The organism is Halomonas sp. M1 (assembly GCF_029581375.1).
Classification (GTDB): Bacteria; Pseudomonadota; Gammaproteobacteria; order Pseudomonadales; family Halomonadaceae; genus Vreelandella.
In genome coordinates this window covers 1-17,990 of record NZ_CP121119.1, presented here as the reverse complement: position 1 = coordinate 17,990, position 17,990 = coordinate 1, and the positions used below count along the sequence as shown (strand labels likewise).

At 52.9% G+C, this 17,990-nt stretch carries 13 protein-coding genes and 3 rRNA genes; 6 read left to right on the top strand and 10 right to left on the bottom strand.

Annotated elements, in window-relative coordinates; all coding sequences use genetic code 11:
* Positions 1 to 9 precede the first annotated feature (9 nt).
* Genes bktB through P8S54_RS00065 form a run of 4 tightly spaced genes read right to left on the bottom strand, consistent with a single transcriptional unit; the run spans position 10 to position 5,199 of the window.
* Positions 10 to 1,197 (bottom strand): beta-ketothiolase BktB, encoded by a 1,188-nt coding sequence (bktB, locus tag P8S54_RS00080; protein WP_281442715.1) that lies wholly within the window; start codon positions 1,195 to 1,197, stop codon positions 10 to 12.
* Positions 1,198 to 1,231: 34 nt separating this feature from the next.
* Positions 1,232 to 2,374, bottom strand: a complete 1,143-nt coding sequence (locus tag P8S54_RS00075) for an acyl-CoA dehydrogenase family protein (protein ID WP_281442714.1) — start codon at positions 2,372 to 2,374, stop codon at positions 1,232 to 1,234.
* A gap of 2 nt (positions 2,375 to 2,376) precedes the next feature.
* Entirely contained in the window at positions 2,377 to 3,930 is a 1,554-nt protein-coding gene (locus P8S54_RS00070) for a fatty acyl-CoA synthetase (protein ID WP_281442713.1), read from the bottom strand.
* Between the two features lie 39 nt (positions 3,931 to 3,969).
* Positions 3,970 to 5,199: an ABC transporter substrate-binding protein gene (locus P8S54_RS00065; protein ID WP_281442712.1), complete on the bottom strand. Its 1,230-nt coding sequence runs from the start codon at positions 5,197 to 5,199 to the stop codon at positions 3,970 to 3,972.
* Between the two features lie 221 nt (positions 5,200 to 5,420).
* Between P8S54_RS00065 and P8S54_RS00060 the strand changes: the two genes are divergently transcribed.
* Together P8S54_RS00060 and P8S54_RS00055 are read left to right on the top strand one after the other, a co-directional pair.
* The gene (locus tag P8S54_RS00060; protein WP_281442711.1) at positions 5,421 to 6,272 is read left to right on the top strand and encodes a TatD family hydrolase; all 852 of its coding nucleotides are present in this window, start codon (positions 5,421 to 5,423) and stop codon (positions 6,270 to 6,272) included.
* A 13-nt stretch (positions 6,273 to 6,285) separates the two neighbouring features.
* Positions 6,286 to 6,765: a hypothetical protein gene (locus tag P8S54_RS00055; RefSeq protein WP_009099520.1), complete on the top strand. Its 480-nt coding sequence runs from the start codon at positions 6,286 to 6,288 to the stop codon at positions 6,763 to 6,765.
* On the opposite strand, the gene P8S54_RS00050 is transcribed toward P8S54_RS00055, so the two are convergent.
* Entirely contained in the window at positions 6,762 to 7,346 is a 585-nt protein-coding gene (locus P8S54_RS00050; protein ID WP_281442710.1) for an elongation factor P hydroxylase, read from the bottom strand. The two genes, P8S54_RS00055 and P8S54_RS00050, sit on opposite strands and share 4 nt — an antisense overlap.
* 153 nt (positions 7,347 to 7,499) lie before the next feature.
* Between P8S54_RS00050 and P8S54_RS00045 the strand changes: the two genes are divergently transcribed.
* The 3 genes from P8S54_RS00045 (at position 7,500) to P8S54_RS00035 (ending at position 10,735) form a co-directional block, all read left to right on the top strand.
* Complete coding sequence (locus P8S54_RS00045; protein WP_281442709.1) at positions 7,500 to 8,918, top strand: MATE family efflux transporter; 1,419 nt, start codon at positions 7,500 to 7,502, stop codon at positions 8,916 to 8,918.
* A 5-nt stretch (positions 8,919 to 8,923) separates the two neighbouring features.
* On the top strand, positions 8,924 to 9,922 hold the full coding sequence (locus P8S54_RS00040; RefSeq protein WP_281442708.1) for a DUF3080 family protein: 999 nt from the start codon (positions 8,924 to 8,926) through the stop codon (positions 9,920 to 9,922).
* Between the two features lie 108 nt (positions 9,923 to 10,030).
* Positions 10,031 to 10,735 (top strand): hypothetical protein, encoded by a 705-nt coding sequence (locus P8S54_RS00035; RefSeq protein WP_281442707.1) that lies wholly within the window; start codon positions 10,031 to 10,033, stop codon positions 10,733 to 10,735.
* A gap of 62 nt (positions 10,736 to 10,797) precedes the next feature.
* Here P8S54_RS00035 and tusA read toward each other — a convergent pair whose 3' ends face one another.
* A complete protein-coding gene (gene tusA / locus P8S54_RS00030) occupies positions 10,798 to 11,049 on the bottom strand; it encodes a sulfurtransferase TusA (protein WP_281442706.1) in 252 nt (83 codons plus the stop codon).
* Positions 11,050 to 11,076: 27 nt separating this feature from the next.
* Between tusA and P8S54_RS00025 the strand changes: the two genes are divergently transcribed.
* Positions 11,077 to 11,364 (top strand): antibiotic biosynthesis monooxygenase family protein, encoded by a 288-nt coding sequence (locus P8S54_RS00025; protein ID WP_009099513.1) that lies wholly within the window; start codon positions 11,077 to 11,079, stop codon positions 11,362 to 11,364.
* 25 nt (positions 11,365 to 11,389) lie between these two features.
* On the opposite strand, the gene rlmM is transcribed toward P8S54_RS00025, so the two are convergent.
* The 4 genes from rlmM to P8S54_RS00005 all read right to left on the bottom strand — a co-directional run bounded on the left by rlmM (position 11,390) and on the right by P8S54_RS00005 (position 17,561).
* Entirely contained in the window at positions 11,390 to 12,457 is a 1,068-nt protein-coding gene (gene rlmM / locus P8S54_RS00020) for a 23S rRNA (cytidine(2498)-2'-O)-methyltransferase RlmM (protein ID WP_281442705.1), read from the bottom strand.
* A 151-nt stretch (positions 12,458 to 12,608) separates the two neighbouring features.
* A 5S ribosomal RNA gene (gene rrf / locus P8S54_RS00015) occupies positions 12,609 to 12,724 on the bottom strand.
* Between the two features lie 115 nt (positions 12,725 to 12,839).
* Positions 12,840 to 15,732: ribosomal RNA gene (locus P8S54_RS00010) — 23S ribosomal RNA — on the bottom strand.
* Positions 15,733 to 16,028: 296 nt separating this feature from the next.
* Positions 16,029 to 17,561: ribosomal RNA gene (locus P8S54_RS00005) — 16S ribosomal RNA — on the bottom strand.
* Together the 16S, 23S and 5S rRNA genes form the textbook arrangement of a ribosomal RNA operon.
* Positions 17,562 to 17,990: the final 429 nt, after the last annotated feature.

Genomic DNA, 17,990 nt, shown 5'->3' with positions numbered 1-17,990 from the left:
AGCCCAGAATCACCAGCGCTCAATCAGCAGTGCAATGCCCTGCCCACCGCCGATACACAGCGTCACTAGACCAAAACGGCCCCCGGTACGCTCTAATTCATGCAAGGCTTTTAAGATTAAGATAGCGCCGGTAGCACCTACCGGATGACCCAGCGCCACCGCACCGCCGTTAGGATTCAATTTTTCTAGTGGGAAACCGAGCGTGTCGGCAACGGCCATTGCTTGAGCCGCAAAGGCTTCATTAGACTCGATGACATCGATATCGTTGATGTGCAGCCCCGCTTGCTGAAGGCAGCGCTTAACGGCGGGTATTGGCCCCAGCCCCATCAGCGAAGGCTCTACACCGGCCGTTGTAGCCACCCGCAGCCGTGCACGCGGGGTTAAGCCACGCGCCTTGGCTTCCTCTGCGTGGGCCAGCACTAACGACGCCGCACCATCATTAATACCGGAGGCGTTACCCGCCGTCACGATCCCATCTTTCTTGAACGCCGGCTTTAGACGGGCTAAATCGCTAAGTTCGACGCCTTCACGTACATGCTCGTCGCGTTTAAAGGAGATCGTCTGTTTGCCTTGGGCAACCTCAACCGCCACGATTTGCTCATCAAAGCGCCCTTCGGCAATCGCTCGGGCCGCCTTGTGGTGGCTATCGACGGCAAACTGATCCAGCTGCTCGCGGGTTAAGCCATACTGCTTAGCGATATTTTCTGCTGTCATCCCCATGTGCCCGCTGCCAAACGGGTCGCTGAGAATACCTAGGGTAAGATCCTGAATATTGGCATCCCCCATGCGTATTCCATTACGCGCCTGGGGTGGCAGCACATAGGCACCTCGCGACATGGACTCAGCCCCACCCGCTAGCGCCAGACGACTATCGCCCAGTGCAATTTGCTGGGCAGCCGACACCACGGCTTGCACACCGGAACCACACAGCCGGTTCACGTTAAAGGCGCCCGCTTCTTTGGGAGCACCAGCATTCAATGCAATGTGACGCGCAAGATACGCATCCTGAGGGCCGGTGGTAATAATGTGCCCATACACCGAGTGGTCAATATCCTCGCCCGCCACTCCCGCCCGACGCAGCGCTTCCTGAGCAGTAATCGTCCCTAGCTCAAAAGGCGCCAGCGATGAGAGTGTCCCCCCAAATCCTCCAATGGCAGTGCGTGCACCGCCCAAAATGACAACGCTATCCAGCTGCATGTGAACTCCTTAATCATGGCGCCCGGCTGAGGGGTTATGCGACTTTTCCCAGCAGCGAACGCGCGACAACTTCTTTCATAATTTCCGAACTGCCTGCATAAATAGTTTGTACGCGGGCGTCCAAGTAAAAGCGTGAAATGGGGTATTCATGGGTATAGCCATAACCACCAAACAGCTGAAGACAACGATCAACAGCACGGCACTGGAGCTCGCTAAGCTGTAGTTTTAGGATAGCTGCATCCGTGCTGGTCATCGTGCCATGGCGGTACTTATCGACACATTGGTCAAAATACGCCCGCGCCATGTCTAGCTGCGCTTTTATTTCAGCCAGCGTAAAGCGGGTATTTTGGAAATCAGCCACCCGCTGGCCGAAAGCGTGGCGCTGGGTTACGTAATCAAGCGTCAACGCGAGCGCCCCTTCAACGGCACCCAACGCTTGGGCGCCCACCCCTAACCGCTCCCGGGGCAGTTCTTGCATCAAGTAACGAAAACCCGCGCCTTCTTCGCCCAATAAGGCGCTGTGTGGCAACAACAATTGGTCAAACGCCAGTTCTGCCGTGTCGCTGGCATGCTGGCCAATTTTCTTGATCGGCTTACCCCGCGAAAAACCAGGTAACGTCGTGTCTACCAAAAATAGCGATACCCCTTTCGCCCCTGCACTGGGGTCGGTTTTCGCACATACGATCACTAGATCGGCCACTTGACCGTTAGTAATAAACAATTTACTGCCGTTAAGCTCCCAGCCCTCAGTGGTTTTACTTGCGCGAGTTTTCATCGCCGCTAAGTCGCTTCCGGCGTGTGGCTCGCTCATGGCGATGGCGCCCAGGCACTCTCCCAGGGCCATCGCGGGCAGCCATGTTTCACGCTGCTCGTTGGTGCCTAGGTTTTGAAGATAGGGCATTACAATATTGGCATGGATGTTATAAGCGCTGGCTAACCCGCCGAAGCCTTGCCGGGATATTTCCTCAAGTGCCAGCTGGGTAATGGCAATATCAGCGCCAGCGCCGCCCCAGGTGTCATCAAGATCAATCCCTAATAACCCTGCAGCCCCTAGCGCTCTCCACAGTGAACGGGGTATCTCTCCAGCTTCCTCCCACTGCGGGTAAAAAGGGGCGACTTCTTGCGCTAAACAGCGCGAAATCATGGCATGAAACAGCTCGTTGGTTTGGGCGTCCATGCTTACTCCTTAAGGTCTTGACGAAGGTGACGTTTGAGGATTTTACCTGCCGTGCTTTTAGGCAGTGTGTCGGCAAACACCACGCGTTTAGGCACTTTATAGGGGGCGATTAAGCTTTTCGCATGGTGAATAAGCTCATCTTCGCTAACCCTTTGACCCTCTTTCACCACAACGACCGCAGTAATGGCCTCTATCCATTTTTCATCGGGCAGGCCAACCACCGCCACCTCAGAAATAGCCGTATGCTTGAAAAGGGCTTCTTCCACTTCGCGACTCGCTACCAGTACGCCGCCGGTATTGATAACGTCTTTAATGCGATCAACCACATACAGGTAGCCTGCTTCGTCGAAATAGCCCACGTCACCAGAGTGGAACCAACCGCCCTGAAAAGCCTCGGCGGTCATATCAGGCTTATCCCAGTACCCCGTCATTAACTGGGGCGAGCGGTGAACAATCTCCCCATGTTCGCCAGGAGGCACGTCGTTCATATCTAAATCGACGATGCGGGTTTCTACGGTGAGTATGGGCCGCCCTGCTGAGGCTGGGCGCTCGGCATGCTCTTCTGGGCGCAACACCGTTGCTAAAGGGGCAATCTCACTCTGCCCATAACAGTTATAAAGCCCTACTCCATGAAAGCGCTGCTGCATCTCTTCCAACACAGGCACTGGCATAATTGAGGCCCCGTAATACGCTTTTTTAAGGCTGGTTAAATCAAACTGGTCAAATGTCGCGTGACGCAGCAGGCTGATCCAGACGGTTGGCGGTGCAAAAAACGAGGCGATGTTATGCTCTGAAATCGCAGCGAGACAGCTCTCTGGAAGCGGTGCTTCAAGTAGATAAACGGGGGCACCCAGCAGCAAGGCGGGCATTAAAAAAACATGCATCTGCGCCGAATGGTAAAGCGGCAAGGCAGCCAACATCGCGTCGTTACTGTTTATATCCAGCTCAACCATGCAGGCCATGTATTCAGCCATTAATGCCTGATGACTCATCATCGCGGCTTTGGGTGCCGCGGTGGTTCCCGAGGTGTAAAGCAGCTGGGCTAAGCTACTTCCTTCTAGCGCTATATCGGGCTCATGGGATGCTTGAGAAGTTCGTGCACAGGTCAGCACGTCAAAGTCTGTTGGGTCGCCTTCGTCAGCGGCGTACAGGGTACCCTCTAGAGTTAAACCCAAACCTTGTGTCGCTTCAGCGACTTTATCGGCTAGCACAGTATCGCTGAGCAGCCCTTTCGCCCCCGACTGCTCCAGGATATAACGCAGTTCTTCGCTGCTAAGCGCAAAGTTAATGGGGACATGCACAAGCCCGGCCTTTGTGGCTGCCAGCCAAGCAATCACGTAAGCATCTGAGTTCTTGCCGTATACCGCCAACCGATCCCCTGGCGAAAGCCCCGCCTCCAACAGCCCATTAGCAACATGGTTAGCGGCACTGTTTAGCGCTTGATAATTCCATGCCCGCTCACCAAAGGTAAGCGCTGGCCGCTGTGCGTACTTGCGAGCGCTGCGATTTAACGCAGCGCCGATGGTATTACGGTGGATTAAATGCGTGTTCGACATGCCAAGTCCTTGTTAGTGTTGTGCTTGATTGGCAGGGCATTAGCTATTAACGAGCGGGCAAACGCTTTCAGATAGCGGCCGAAACGCTTCTTCGGCGGGAATAGTGCGTACCACTCGGAAAAGGTCGTCTTCGTCTGCAGACTCATCCGGCGATTTCACCTCAACCAGATACATGTCGTGCACCATGCGGCCGTCTTCGCGGATATAGCCGTTGGTGGCGAAAATATCGTTAATTGGGGTATCCGCCATCTGTTGGCGAACCGTTTGGGTATCGTCTGTTCCCGTGGCTTCAATCGCTTCTAAATAGTGGAGGGTACTAGAGTAGAGGCCCGCGTGAACCATCGTTGGCATACTGCCAGTACGCTCGCGGAAGCGCTCTGCCCAGGCACGCGTTTCTTCGTTTAAATCGTAGTACCAGGCTTTTGTGAACTGCAGCCCCTGGGCATTTTCAAGGCCGATACTGCGTATATCAGTGCTGAACAGCACCATGCCCGCTAAAATTTGGCCAGCTTGAGTAATACCAAACTCCCCAGCTGTTTGAACGGCATTAATGGTATCGCCGCCAGCATTATTGAGGGCAATAACGTCAGCGCCAGACGCTTGGGCCTGGAGCATAAAAGAGGAGAAATCATTGTTTGGGAAAGGGTGTCGCGCGCGGCCCACTACCGTGCCACCATTTTCGGTAACCACACGCTCCACATCTGCCTCAAGGGCGTGGCCAAACGAGTAGTCGGCACTTAACAGATACCAGTTCTTGTAACCCTCGTCGGTAATGGCTTTTGCCGTACCGTTGGACATAGCCCAGGTATCATAGACCCAGTGGATATGGTTAGGAGAGCAGTGCTCGTTAGTCACCCCAGAAGATACCGCGCCATTAACAAGGCCCAGTTTGTCCGCGTCTTCTAAAAGCCTAACAGCCGCCAATGTGACCGATGATGCCACTAAGCCTGTGACCATATCGACATTGCGCTCATCAATCCATTCGCGCACAACGCTTGACCCCACATCGGGGCTATTACGATCATCGGCACTGAAAACCACAATGTTGGCGCCGTGCACGCTGCCACCTACATCTTCAATCGCCATCTCAATGGCATCTTGCCCTAGAGGGCCAATGGGATCTCGATAAACACCTGACATATCAGCTAGGTAGCCAATTCGGATTTCATTATCCGAAATACCGTTACTGGCAAAAGCGCTTGGGGCAACGCTAGCAGCAAGCAAGGCAGCAGATAGTGCAGACACAGTGAAGCTTTGCGATAGTTGCATATTAATTAACCTGTCTATTGTTGTTATTGGGTAGGCCTTAATGGCGCTTTAGGCCATGGCTCTTATTCATAGTAAGAGTAAAAATCGCTTATCTGTTTACCTATCAAGCCAGTTTTTTTGCAATTCGTGCCATTCGTAGCCGCAATCTACTGTCATGATCCATTAGTCGATACCGCTTACCAGCGTTACAATAGGGTTTTGCCGTTGAGTAGGAGCTAGGTGTGGGCACACCCTATACGGATGAATTTTTACCCGACGCGCTGCAATTTCGTCCCGATACGCCGCTGGTGGATATTGGCGCAAACCTGACCCACGAGAGCTTTCAGCGTGACCTTGGTGATGTCATTGCCAGAGCGAAAGCAGCCAATGTGACTGCGCTGATTGTTACCGGCACGGATATCGAACATGCCGAACAAGCAGTTGCTATGGCGCAACAGTTTAAAGGCGTATACGCAACCGCAGGGGTTCACCCTCATGACGCCAAAGGCTGGAACAGCGATGTAGCGAACCAACTAAAAGCGCTTCACGGGCAGCCTGAGGTTGTCGCTGTTGGTGAGTGCGGGCTAGACTTTAACCGCAACTTTTCGACACCTCAGGCGCAAGAGCGAGCTTTTGAAGCTCAGTTAGGTTTAGCCGTTGAAAGCGGTTTGCCACTTTTCTTGCATGAGCGCGATGCTGGCCAACGCATGAAAGAGATGCTGCGCAGCTGGCGAGATGACATCAGCGAGGCGGTTATTCACTGCTTTACCGCTGACCGCGCAACGCTACATGGCTACCTTGACCTTGACCTGCACATTGGCTTAACTGGCTGGATTTGCGACGAGCGTAGAGGCCATTCTCTGCGCTCGCTGGTTAACGATATTCCCCTTGAGCGTTTGATGGTGGAAACCGACTGCCCTTATCTGCTGCCCCGCAACCTTCCTGCCAAATTGAAAGGGCGCCGACACGAGCCAGCCCTGCTACCCTGGATTGTAAAAGAAATTGCCCTTTGGCATAACGTAAGCGAAGCAGCGCTAGGCGAGGCAACCACCCGCACGGCTCAGCGTTTTTTCCGCATTGACGCAGCATCTTAATAGGAGTGATAGCGTGGCTGATTATCCAGGATTTATTGCCATTGAGACGGGCGACGAAGATGGCTTGCCACTGGTTATTGCCTGGTCACTGCCCGATGGTCGTATCAAGCAAACGCTGATTCAACCTGATGACAGCTGGATCACAGAAGATACCAATGTAATGGGCGCATATAGTATTGAAGAGCTTGAGAGCTTGGGTGTCAGCCCATTGGATGTGATTCGTGAACTAGAAACCGACTACTTCTCGCAGACGTTGTATACCAGCGACAACGGTGACGATGAAGCAGCCATAGCCCGGCTATTTGATACATACGGCCTTGACCCCTTTGTCGAGCTTGCGCCCGCTAAAGTGCTTTATGACTCGATCAGTGCTAATGAGTGGCATCGGCTACGCAATGAAACATTTAATGATCTAGGCCTTGAGCCCATGCGACCAGAAGATGAAATAGCCGTCATGCTTTCCTTACATCAGCGGCTTACTGAGCAAGATTAAACCGGGCAGGCCGCGTTAGTACTTAATGCTTTTCGCCCCTGCGCAACAGCCATGCTGAGCGTGTCTGAACATTGATAGTAGCGCGTCAACGCAACATAAAAAGCGTTGGCGCGAGTGGGAAGCCCCTCGTCCTGATAGCGCCGAGCCCGAGCAGCTACCTTATGGGAAAACTGCTCACGGTCCACGGCTACCTCCCCCCCGAGATTATCGACGCTGACATGAAAGGTGCGGCCGCAGGCATGGGTAAACAGCCGCTCAAGCGCTTGGGGCGCAATTTCGGCTTGCTCGAATGCCTGCTGCTGCTCGGCATTTCGCCCATCAGGCAAATACCAGTAGCCGTAATCTTCCAATTGCCGCCGCCGATTGCCTGCAATACACCAATGGCTTATTTCATGCAGAGCACTGGCAAAATAGCCGCGGGCAAAAATAACCTGGTGGAATGGCGTATCAGGCGTTGCTGGCAGGTAAAGCGGCTCGTCACCGCCTTTTACAAGCCGTGTCATATAGCTCTCTGCAAAAACGCCATCAAATAGCGCCACTATATCGTTCAGCGTCCAACGCCCTTCGTTATGAGTTGTCATGGTGTCACTTTAGCTATCGATTTTGAGCAGTATATCCCAGCGTAACCCGCACACTAAAGTAGTGTGCTGGCCCAAGTGAAGACGGAAAAGATTAGCAACTCCTGCTAATCTATCGGCTTTTCCTGGGCCACTTAACTTACTAGGAGCCTGACCTTGGGCGGCTTTGCTAAACAGATCAAATCAACCTATTGGCCAGAAACCCGCATTCTGGTAGCGCTAGCGCTACCCATTTGCGGCGCCCAGCTAGCCCAAGCGGGCATGAGCGTGGTCGATGTGATGATGACTGGGCGTTACAACGCCACTTCCCTGGCGGCAGTATCAGTAGGTTCAAGCCTATGGATGCCACTCATGCTATTTATGACCGGCACGCTGATGGGGCTAACACCGATTGTGGCGCATCTTTTAGGTGGCCAGCGCAATGACGACATTCGCCCTGCCGTGCATCAAGCGCTTTGGGTGGCGCTCGTATTAGGCATCATTGCCGCTCTGTTACTCTGGTTTTCGGTAATGCCCATTTTCGAAGCGATGGATGTACCTAGCGCAGTGGCTAAAGAATCCGCTGCGTATCTTTCTGCGGTGGCCTTTGGCATGCCTGGCATTGCGCTCTTCCAAGCACTTAGGGCCTTCTCAGACGGCATGAACCATACCCGGCCAGCCCTATGGATCAGCTTGGTAGGGCTTACGGTTAATATTCCCAGTAACTACGTATTGATCTATGGCGGCGATGGCCTAACAAATCTCTTAGGTGATTGGCTTCCTAGCACCGTTCAGCAATTACCAGCCCTCGGCGCTTTTGGCTGTGGCATCGCCACAGCCCTTTCGATGTGGACAATGGCGCTCGCGATGGCCTATTACACGCGCCGTGGCCGCACCTACCGCAGTGTCTCATTATGGAAGCAGTTAACGCCGCCTAACCTGTCAGGTATTCGTGAGCTGGTCGTTGTGGGCGTGCCCATTGGGGTCGCTATTTTTGTCGAAGTAACGCTTTTCACTCTTATCGCGCTCTTCATTGCCAGTTTTGGCGAAGTCACCGTGGGAGCCCACCAAATCGCCCTGAGCTATACCACCATTCTCTTTATGCTCCCGATGTCACTCAGCATGGCTCTCACAGTTCGCGTAGGTAATACACTTGGTCGGCAGCGCTTAGCACTAGCCCGTAAAGTCGCCTGGAATGGCATCGTAATCAGCGTAATCGTAGCGATTATCAACAGCTCCCTGATATGGATTACGGCGGAACCGGTAATTTCACTCTACACCTCAAATCCCGACGTTAAGGCACTGGCCCTTACCATTATCGCACTAGCGGTCATTTTCCAACTTTCAGATTCACTACAGGTTAACTTAGCGGGCGCGCTTAGGGGCTATAAAGATACTCGGATCGTGATGATTATTACGGTACTTTCCTACTGGATTGTCGGCCTAGGAGGCGGCCACTGGCTAGGAACTCACGGTATGGGGGGAGTGTCTGAACCACTGGGTGTACATGGTTACTGGATAGGCTTAATCGCGGGGCTCAGCACTGCCGCTGTTTTACTTGGGTGGCGATTAAAGTGGATCAGCCAAAAGGAGTAACCCCTATGACACCCTTTGGTGCCAAAAACTTTCTAGCCGCACTATCGGTAACCACCCTGCTAGCAGGGTGCGGCAACAATGATGCCGAGCAACCCTGGGTTGCTTACCATGAGAAGTTGGCCACTGATCTCAACATTTCATCTATTGAGCGCTCCTCTCCACGTAACATTGGTGCCTTTCCTGATCGCCAAAACAGGCAAATTGATGTGCCTGAAATGCGTGAAAGCATGCTTAATATCTATGCCCTGAGGGAGTGTCAAATCACCTCGCTCGTTGCCGCACGCAATAATCAGTTAGGACGAGTTGCGCCCCCAAGCCAGCAGTGGCTTTACGAACGTACCCTCTGGCAGCGCCTTAGCGGTTGCTGGAAAAGTGAGGCAGTTAGTGAATTAAGCGATGAAAACCGAGCACGCCTGGAAACGCTCACTTTACAGAAAACCGCTCAGCTACCTGCGGTGAGCTGGAATGCCATCTTCGAATCCTCCGAATGGGAAAAGAGCTTTTCAAGAGCCAGCCAACCCTTAAGTTCAGGAGGTGTAGCAGACCTTTCTCAACACCTAGCTTCCATTGAGTACTTGCACCAAATGGTAGTGAATCAGTTTAGTCTTGAGTGGCAACAGGACTCCTCCACCCTCGAACACCACCTTAAAACACTTCAAGAACGCCCCTTAACGGGAGAGCTATTACGTACACTGCTTCTCGCCGAGCAGCGTTTGAGTGAGGCTAATATCGTGCTTTCAGAACAAGCGCTATCTACTGATACCTGTTTAAGCTCCTGGGAGGCTACTTGGCTTACCACCCTTGAGCAACAGGCTGAGCAGTGGCTTATAGCGGTCAATCAACTGATCGATACGCATGACGTCTCCCCACCTGAGGCCGTTGTGGAGTATCAAAATACGTGGCTTTCATTGAGCAACCCCAGCGCTCCCTGGCAGCAATTTCAAACCACGAAAACCACCCATAATCAGCTCAGAAGCCGCTTTCCAGTATGCAGTATCACGTAAAAAATACGCTCCCCTCTTAACCTTATGGTAAACCTGTGCTATTGGTGAACTACGTGGTGAGCAAAAAACTCACCAATGTCGAGACCACGCAGCACAAGGAGGGACACCATGGGCGCATCCCAGTCACCCCGCTCTGCCCAGGTCATCGACCTGGATACCGTGCGTCAGCATCACCAGGCGCAAAAATGTTTGATTCGTCTAGCACCAGAGCTAGATGGGTTAGAGATGGTTTACCAGCTCGCTGCGAGTCCCGACACCTACTATGGCCTGCCTATATTGGCATGGGGCCTCCGCAAAGACGGTAGCGTGGTTGGACTAGTGCCCTGGATGGAATCACTGGCGGCTTGCCACGATTTAGACAGCCATGAAAGTGGCCTATTTATCGGTTATCGTGATCCCGAAACCGAAGAGATATTCGAACTCCCTCCCGACCATAAATATGACGAGCTAACGGCGGCGGCAAGCTATTTTGAATACGAAGCTTCAGAAGAGGTTTCACTTATTCAGCAACTCCCTGACACCTTAGGCACCCATGCTTTATGCATGAACCACTCTAATGCCCCTTGGCACATGAAAGCCGTTTACGGATGGCGCCTCTACAGCGATGGCAACGTAGAAGCTTTACTGGCCGATGAGCAGAAGGCCACCATGACGCCAATCTTACTTGGCGATAGGTGCCTGTATGAAGCGCATTTGCGCCATCAAAAGGTGTACTTCTTCCAGCGGCATATCGCCAACCAAATTATGGAAGAGGATCCCGCCACACTAGATGCATTAGCCATGATGGTTGTTCCTCACGGGGAAGCCGATTAAATCAACGGCTTGGCGAGGCTATCCACCATTAGTCGGCACTGGCCTCGCTAAACTCCACAGACTTAAGCTAAACGGATAAAGTAGAAATAGTGGCCAGTTTCCTCGCGCTGCGATAACAGCTCGTGCCCTAGAAACTGACAAAATTTAGGGACATCTCGAGTTGTAGCGGGATCGGTTGCTATCACTTTAAGCACTTGTCCTGACGCCATGTCGCGCACTTGGTTATGCATCAGCATAATAGGCTCAGGGCAGTAAAGCCCGGTGGTATCCAGCGATGCGTCAAACGCTTGCGTGTCGTCGGTATTAACAGTCATTTATATTCTCGGTTAGGAATCCACAGTATGATAAAAGTAATCATTGAAAGGCGTATTATGCCCGGCCTGGAAGAAGAATTTGAGCAAGCTGCACGCGAAGCCATGCGCGTTTCCCTTGGGGTAAGAGGGTTTGTCGGTGGAGAAACGCTGGTAGAGCTTGGCCATACTGATCGGCGCCTAATGATTACCAAATGGCGTGATCTACGCGCTTGGAAAGAGTGGCATGCAAGCGAAGCCCGCGCAGACGCCATGCAGCGTATTTTACCGCTATTAACCGAAGATGAAACCATTCGGGTATACGAGCCGGGCTACTAAAGCCCTCGGCTCGCTTGACCGGTCATTAATTAATTAACCTTACGTGAACCGTCACCTCTTCCCGATCATGGTAGAGGTGACGACAGGAAATGTTAGCCCGCACCCCCGCTTCCGCCAACGTCTCTTCCAACGATGTTAAGCAGCGAGTCACCTCATCCCAGCGCTTTTTCATGGGTAACTTAAGATTAAAAATCGCCTCGCGACACCACTTACGCGTTAGCCACCGCTCCACCATTGCCAGCACGCGTACTGGTTTATCAACAATATCGCATACCAGCCAATCAAGCCTCTGAGGGGGCTCCCAGCTAAAGCCATCCTCTTTAAGATGATCAATCTGCCCAGTCGCCATTAGCGATTTATCCATCGGCCCATTATCGATGGCGTAAACATACATACCCCGCTGAACCAGCTGCCAGGTCCAACCACCTGGGGCTGCCCCTAAATCTGCTGCCTGCATATGTGCCGAGAGCCGGTCATCCCACTGCTCACGAGGAATAAACTCATGCCACGCCTCTTCTAGCTTAAGCGTTGAGCGGCTAGGCGCTCGAGAAGGGAAGCGCAAGCGACGGATGCCGTTAATCAGTTCACTCCGATTATCGGGGAAGCTTATGCCCAGTTGAACGCGATCGCCATCGGTCCAAAAAATATGCAACCGACGCCCCCCGGCTTTACCGCGCAGAGCACCACGTTTTTTTAGCATGCTTTGCAGCGGTTTAGTCAGCGCTTTAATCAAGCCTGCCAATGCTTTTCCATCATTGGTATCGGGCGTTTCATGCCAAATTTCTTCAAAACTCCACCGACTTGCCTTCACTTGATCCAGAATAGCCGTCAAGCGGTCCTCCCTTGAGAGAGCCAGTGCCGGAAGTGCAGCTAAGCTTTGGCGTGCAAAAATAAGCCGCTTAAATGCAGCCTGGCGGTGCACGTCATTGATCGGCTCTCCATCTAAACGTGTCAAACTCACCCACCCCTCCCCCTGCGCAGGCTCGCAGGAGACACCTTGCTGTTTAGCGTGGTGCTGCATTTCTGACAGCGCATCGCCTTCAAAACCTGGTCGGCAGTAAACCAGCCACGACGTGGGTACCGTTTCACTCACCTATTCACCTCAACGTTTGCCTAATAAAACTGAAATAGTTATCTAACTGATTATTAAAGCGCATCATAGCACTTATCTAGCAGGGGTTATTTTGTTTAGCGCATAGCAAAAAGCCCCGAACACAGTGTGCTCGGGGCTTTTCTTAATAAGTGCCTGACGATGACCTACTCTCGCATGGGGAGACCCCACACTACCATCGGCGCTAAGCGGTTTCACTGCTGAGTTCGGCAAGGGATCAGGTGGTTCACGCTCGCTATGGTCGTCAGGCGTAACTGGCGATGTATATCATGCTGACGTGTTTGTGTGCGTCTCTATCAAGCCCTGGGCTTGATGCGCGTATCCGGTTCTCGTTACTACTACGACCAGACCCCTTGGGTGTTATAGGGTCAAGCCTCACGGGCCATTAGTACACGTTAGCTCAACGCCTTGCAGCGCTTCCACACCGTGCCTATCAACCAGCTAGTCTCGCTGGGCCCTTTAGGAGGATCAAGTCCTCGGGGATGTCTCATCTTGAAGGGGGCTTCCCGCTTAGATGCTTTCAGCGGTTATCCTGTCCGACCATAGCTACCCGGCAATGCCACTGGCGTGACAACCGGAACACCAGAGGGTCGTCCACTCCGGTCCTCTCGTACTAGGAGCAGCTCTTCTCAAACATCCAACGCCCACGGCAGATAGGGACCGAACTGTCTCACGACGTTCTAAACCCAGCTCGCGTACCACTTTAAATGGCGAACAGCCATACCCTTGGGACCGACTTCAGCCCCAGGATGTGATGAGCCGACATCGAGGTGCCAAACACCGCCGTCGATGTGAACTCTTGGGCGGTATCAGCCTGTTATCCCCGGAGTACCTTTTATCCGTTGAGCGATGGCCCTTCCATACAGAACCACCGGATCACTAGAACCTGCTTTCGCACCTGCTCGACGTGTCTGTCTCGCAGTCAAGCACCCTTATGCTCTTGCACTCACTGCACGATGTCCGACCGTGCTGAGGGTACCTTCGTGCTCCTCCGTTACTCTTTGGGAGGAGACCGCCCCAGTCAAACTACCCACCACACACTGTCCTCGATCCGGATAACGGACCTGAGTGAGAACGCCAATGATGCCAGGCTGGTATTTCAAGGTTGGCTCCACCCGAACTGGCGTCCGAGTTTCAAAGCCTCCCAGCTATCCTACACAGGCAACATCAGCGTCCAGTGTGAAGCTATAGTAAAGGTTCACGGGGTCTTTCCGTCTAGCCGCGGGTACACCGCATCTTCACGGCGATTTCAATTTCACTGAGTCTCGGGTGGAGACAGCGTGGCCATCATTACGCCATTCGTGCAGGTCGGAACTTACCCGACAAGGAATTTCGCTACCTTAGGACCGTTATAGTTACGGCCGCCGTTTACCGGGGCTTCAATCAAGAGCTTCGCCCGAGGGCTAACACCATCATTTAACCTTCCGGCACCGGGCAGGCGTCACACCCTATACGTCCTCTTACGAGTTAGCAGAGTGCTGTGTTTTTACTAAACAGTTGCAGCCACCTGGTATCTTCGACCGGTTCGGGCTTAGAGAGCAAGTCTCATCACCCTACGCCGGCGTGCCTTCTCCCGAAGTTACGGCACCATTTTGCCTAGTTCCTTCACCCGAGTTCTCTCAAGCGCCTTGGGATTCTCACCCTGACCACCTGTGTCGGTTTGGGGTACGGTCGCACATGATCTGAAGCTTAGAGGCTTTTCCTGGAAGCGTGGCATCAGTGACTTCCTGACCGTGGTCAGTTCATCTCGTGTCTCGGCTTTAAGGTGCCGGATTTTCCTAGCACCTCGGCCTACTCACTTTCACCAGGACAACCAACGCCTGGCTCACCTAGCCTTCTCCGTCCCCCCCATCGCAATCATGTCCGGTACGGGAATATTGACCCGTTTCCCATCGACTACGCCTTTCGGCCTCGCCTTAGGGGCCGACTCACTCTGCTCCGATTAGCGTCGAACAGAAACCCTTGGTCTTCCGGCGAGGGAGTTTTTTCACTCCCTTTATCGTTACTCATGTCAGCATTCGCACTCGTGATACCTCCAGCGAACTTCTCAATTCACCTTCATCGGCTTACACGACGCTCCTCTACCGCTCATTCCTAAGAATGAACCCGTAGCTTCGGTACCTGGTTTAGCCCCGTTACATCTTCCGCGCAGGCCGACTCGACTAGTGAGCTATTACGCTTTCTTTAAAGGATGGCTGCTTCTAAGCCAACCTCCTAGCTGTCTGAGCCTTCCCACATCGTTTCCCACTTAACCAGGATTTGGGGACCTTAGCTGACGGTCTGGGTTGTTTCCCTTTTCACGACGGACGTTAGCACCCGCCGTGTGTCTCCCACGCTGTACTCACCGGTATTCGGAGTTTGCCTCGGGTTGGTAAGTCGGGATGACCCCCTAGCCGAAACAGTGCTCTACCCCCGGCGGTAATACGTGAGGCGCTACCTAAATAGCTTTCGAGGAGAACCAGCTATCTCCGAGCTTGATTAGCCTTTCACTCCGATCCACAAGTCATCCAAATCTTTTTCAACAGATCCTGGTTCGGGCCTCCAGTTGATGTTACTCAACCTTCACCCTGCTCATGGATAGATCGCTCGGTTTCGGGTCTATATCCAGCGACTGTGTCGCCCAGTTAAGACTCGGTTTCCCTACGGCTCCCCTAAACGGTTAACCTCGCCACTGAATATAAGTCGCTGACCCATTATACAAAAGGTACGCAGTCACAGAACAAGTCTGCTCCTACTGCTTGTACGCACACGGTTTCAGGATCTATTTCACTCCCCTCTCCGGGGTTCTTTTCGCCTTTCCCTCACGGTACTGGTTCACTATCGGTCAGCCAGGAGTATTTAGCCTTGGAGGATGGTCCCCCCGTCTTCAGTCAAGGTTTCTCGTGCCCCGACCTACTCGATTTCACATGATCAGATTTTCGACTACGGGGCTATCACCCGCTACGGCCGCGCTTCCCAGCGCGTTCGTCTAATCAGTCACATGCTTAAGGGCTGGTCCCCGTTCGCTCGCCGCTACTAGGGGAATCTCGGTTGATTTCTTTTCCTCAGGGTACTTAGATGTTTCAGTTCCCCTGGTTCGCCTCTTACGCCTATATATTCAGCGTAAGATACTCAGCTTATGCTGAGTGGGTTTCCCCATTCAGAAATGCCCGGGTCACAGGTTGTTTGCCACCTCGCCGAGCCTTATCGCAGGCTACCACGTCTTTCATCGCCTCTGGCTGCCTAGGCATCCACCGTGTGCGCTTAATTGCTTGACCCTATAACCCGAAGGAGTCTGGGGTTCGCAATAATAACGATTGCCGGATACGCTTGAGACGTATCACAAAACAATTACGTATAAACACTTCTACGAAGCGTTTATGTCAGCATGATATACATTGTTAAAGAGCGACTGCTATAAGCAGTGATAAACGAATCGTATTTTCAACATCAAAAGAAAAAGAAAGGTCTTTTCTTCTTTTTTTAGTGTGAAAGAGCGTTTATCACTGCTCATCAACAGCATTCTGATCAGGTAATTCATTGTGAGCGCTTACCGCGAGGATAATGCATCGTTTAAGGAGGTGATCCAGCCGCAGGTTCCCCTACGGCTACCTTGTTACGACTTCACCCCAGTCATGAACCACACCGTGGTGATCGCCCTCTTGCGTTAGGCTAACCACTTCTGGTGCAGTCCACTCCCATGGTGTGACGGGCGGTGTGTACAAGGCCCGGGAACGTATTCACCGTGACATTCTGATTCACGATTACTAGCGATTCCGACTTCACGGAGTCGAGTTGCAGACTCCGATCCGGACTGAGACCGGCTTTTCGGGATTAGCGCACTCTCGCGAGTTGGCAACCCTTTGTACCGGCCATTGTAGCACGTGTGTAGCCCTACTCGTAAGGGCCATGATGACTTGACGTCGTCCCCACCTTCCTCCGGTTTGTCACCGGCAGTCTCCTTAGAGTTCCCACCATTACGCGCTGGCAAATAAGGACAAGGGTTGCGCTCGTTACGGGACTTAACCCAACATTTCACAACACGAGCTGACGACAGCCATGCAGCACCTGTCTCTGCGTTCCCGAAGGCACCAAGTGATCTCTCACAAGTTCGCAGGATGTCAAGAGTAGGTAAGGTTCTTCGCGTTGCATCGAATTAAACCACATGCTCCACCGCTTGTGCGGGCCCCCGTCAATTCATTTGAGTTTTAACCTTGCGGCCGTACTCCCCAGGCGGTCGACTTATCGCGTTAACTTCGCCACAAAGTGCGCTAGGCACCCAACGGCTGGTCGACATCGTTTACGGCGTGGACTACCAGGGTATCTAATCCTGTTTGCTACCCACGCTTTCGCACCTCAGTGTCAGTGTCAGTCCAGAAGGCCGCCTTCGCCACTGGTATTCCTCCCGATCTCTACGCATTTCACCGCTACACCGGGAATTCTACCTTCCTCTCCTGCACTCTAGCTTGACAGTTCCGGATGCCGTTCCCAGGTTGAGCCCGGGGCTTTCACAACCGGCTTATCAAGCCACCTACGCGCGCTTTACGCCCAGTAATTCCGATTAACGCTTGCACCCTCCGTATTACCGCGGCTGCTGGCACGGAGTTAGCCGGTGCTTCTTCTGCGAGTGATGTCTTTCCTAGGGGGTATTAACCCTTAGGCGTTCTTCCTCGCTGAAAGTGCTTTACAACCCGAGGGCCTTCTTCACACACGCGGCATGGCTGGATCAGGGTTTCCCCCATTGTCCAATATTCCCCACTGCTGCCTCCCGTAGGAGTTCGGGCCGTGTCTCAGTCCCGATGTGGCTGATCATCCTCTCAGACCAGCTACGGATCGTTGCCTTGGTGAGCCATTACCTCACCAACTAGCTAATCCGACATAGGCTCATCCAATAGCGGGAGCCGGAGCCCCCTTTCTCCCGTAGGACGTATGCGGTATTAGCCTGGGTTTCCCCAGGTTATCCCCCACTATCGGGCAGATTCCTATGCATTACTCACCCGTCCGCCGCTCGTCAGCATCTAGCAAGCTAGATCTGTTACCGCTCGACTTGCATGTGTTAGGCCTGCCGCCAGCGTTCAATCTGAGCCATGATCAAACTCTTCAGTTTAAAATCATTGTGATGCTTACTCGTTACTTAAGGACTAGCCGAAAGCAACAAAAGCGCATCAAACTTGGCTCAAGGTTCAAACGAATTCATTCAAACTTACGTTTTCATGACCGCTTGCCTTGATATTTGGTGATTTATCACCCTCATCGGCAAGCGCCCACATGAATTACCTGATCAAATTGTTAAAGAGCGTTCCGCTAATAACCGGCTTGCCGTTGAACTGGCTTGCCTCAGCGAGGAATGCGTATTCTACGCATTTCCTGTTGATTGTCAACCGCTGTTTTCAGTGACTGAATTCAGCGAACGAGGCGAGCCACATAACCGCTCTAACCTACTGACAAACCGAAGGTTTTCACCTTCATTCACCGCTGGTAACGCTTGGCGTCCCCGGCAGCGGATGCGTACTTTACGGATTCGCTGCCGTCTTGG

Excerpts from the sequence above, each read along its gene's own strand:
- bktB (WP_281442715.1), bottom strand. The coding sequence starts at position 1,197 with ATGCAGCTGGATAGCGTTGTCATTTTGGGCGGTGCACGCACTGCCATT.
- tusA (WP_281442706.1), bottom strand. The coding sequence starts at position 11,049 with ATGACTGTTAATACCGACGACACGCAAGCGTTTGACGCATCGCTGGAT.
- P8S54_RS00035 (WP_281442707.1), top strand. The coding sequence starts at position 10,031 with ATGGGCGCATCCCAGTCACCCCGCTCTGCCCAGGTCATCGACCTGGAT.
- P8S54_RS00065 (WP_281442712.1), bottom strand. The coding sequence starts at position 5,199 with ATGCAACTATCGCAAAGCTTCACTGTGTCTGCACTATCTGCTGCCTTG.
- P8S54_RS00025 (WP_009099513.1), top strand. The coding sequence starts at position 11,077 with ATGATAAAAGTAATCATTGAAAGGCGTATTATGCCCGGCCTGGAAGAA.
- P8S54_RS00050 (WP_281442710.1), bottom strand. The coding sequence starts at position 7,346 with ATGACAACTCATAACGAAGGGCGTTGGACGCTGAACGATATAGTGGCG.
- P8S54_RS00075 (WP_281442714.1), bottom strand. The coding sequence starts at position 2,374 with ATGGACGCCCAAACCAACGAGCTGTTTCATGCCATGATTTCGCGCTGT.
- P8S54_RS00040 (WP_281442708.1), top strand. The coding sequence starts at position 8,924 with ATGACACCCTTTGGTGCCAAAAACTTTCTAGCCGCACTATCGGTAACC.
- P8S54_RS00070 (WP_281442713.1), bottom strand. The coding sequence starts at position 3,930 with ATGTCGAACACGCATTTAATCCACCGTAATACCATCGGCGCTGCGTTA.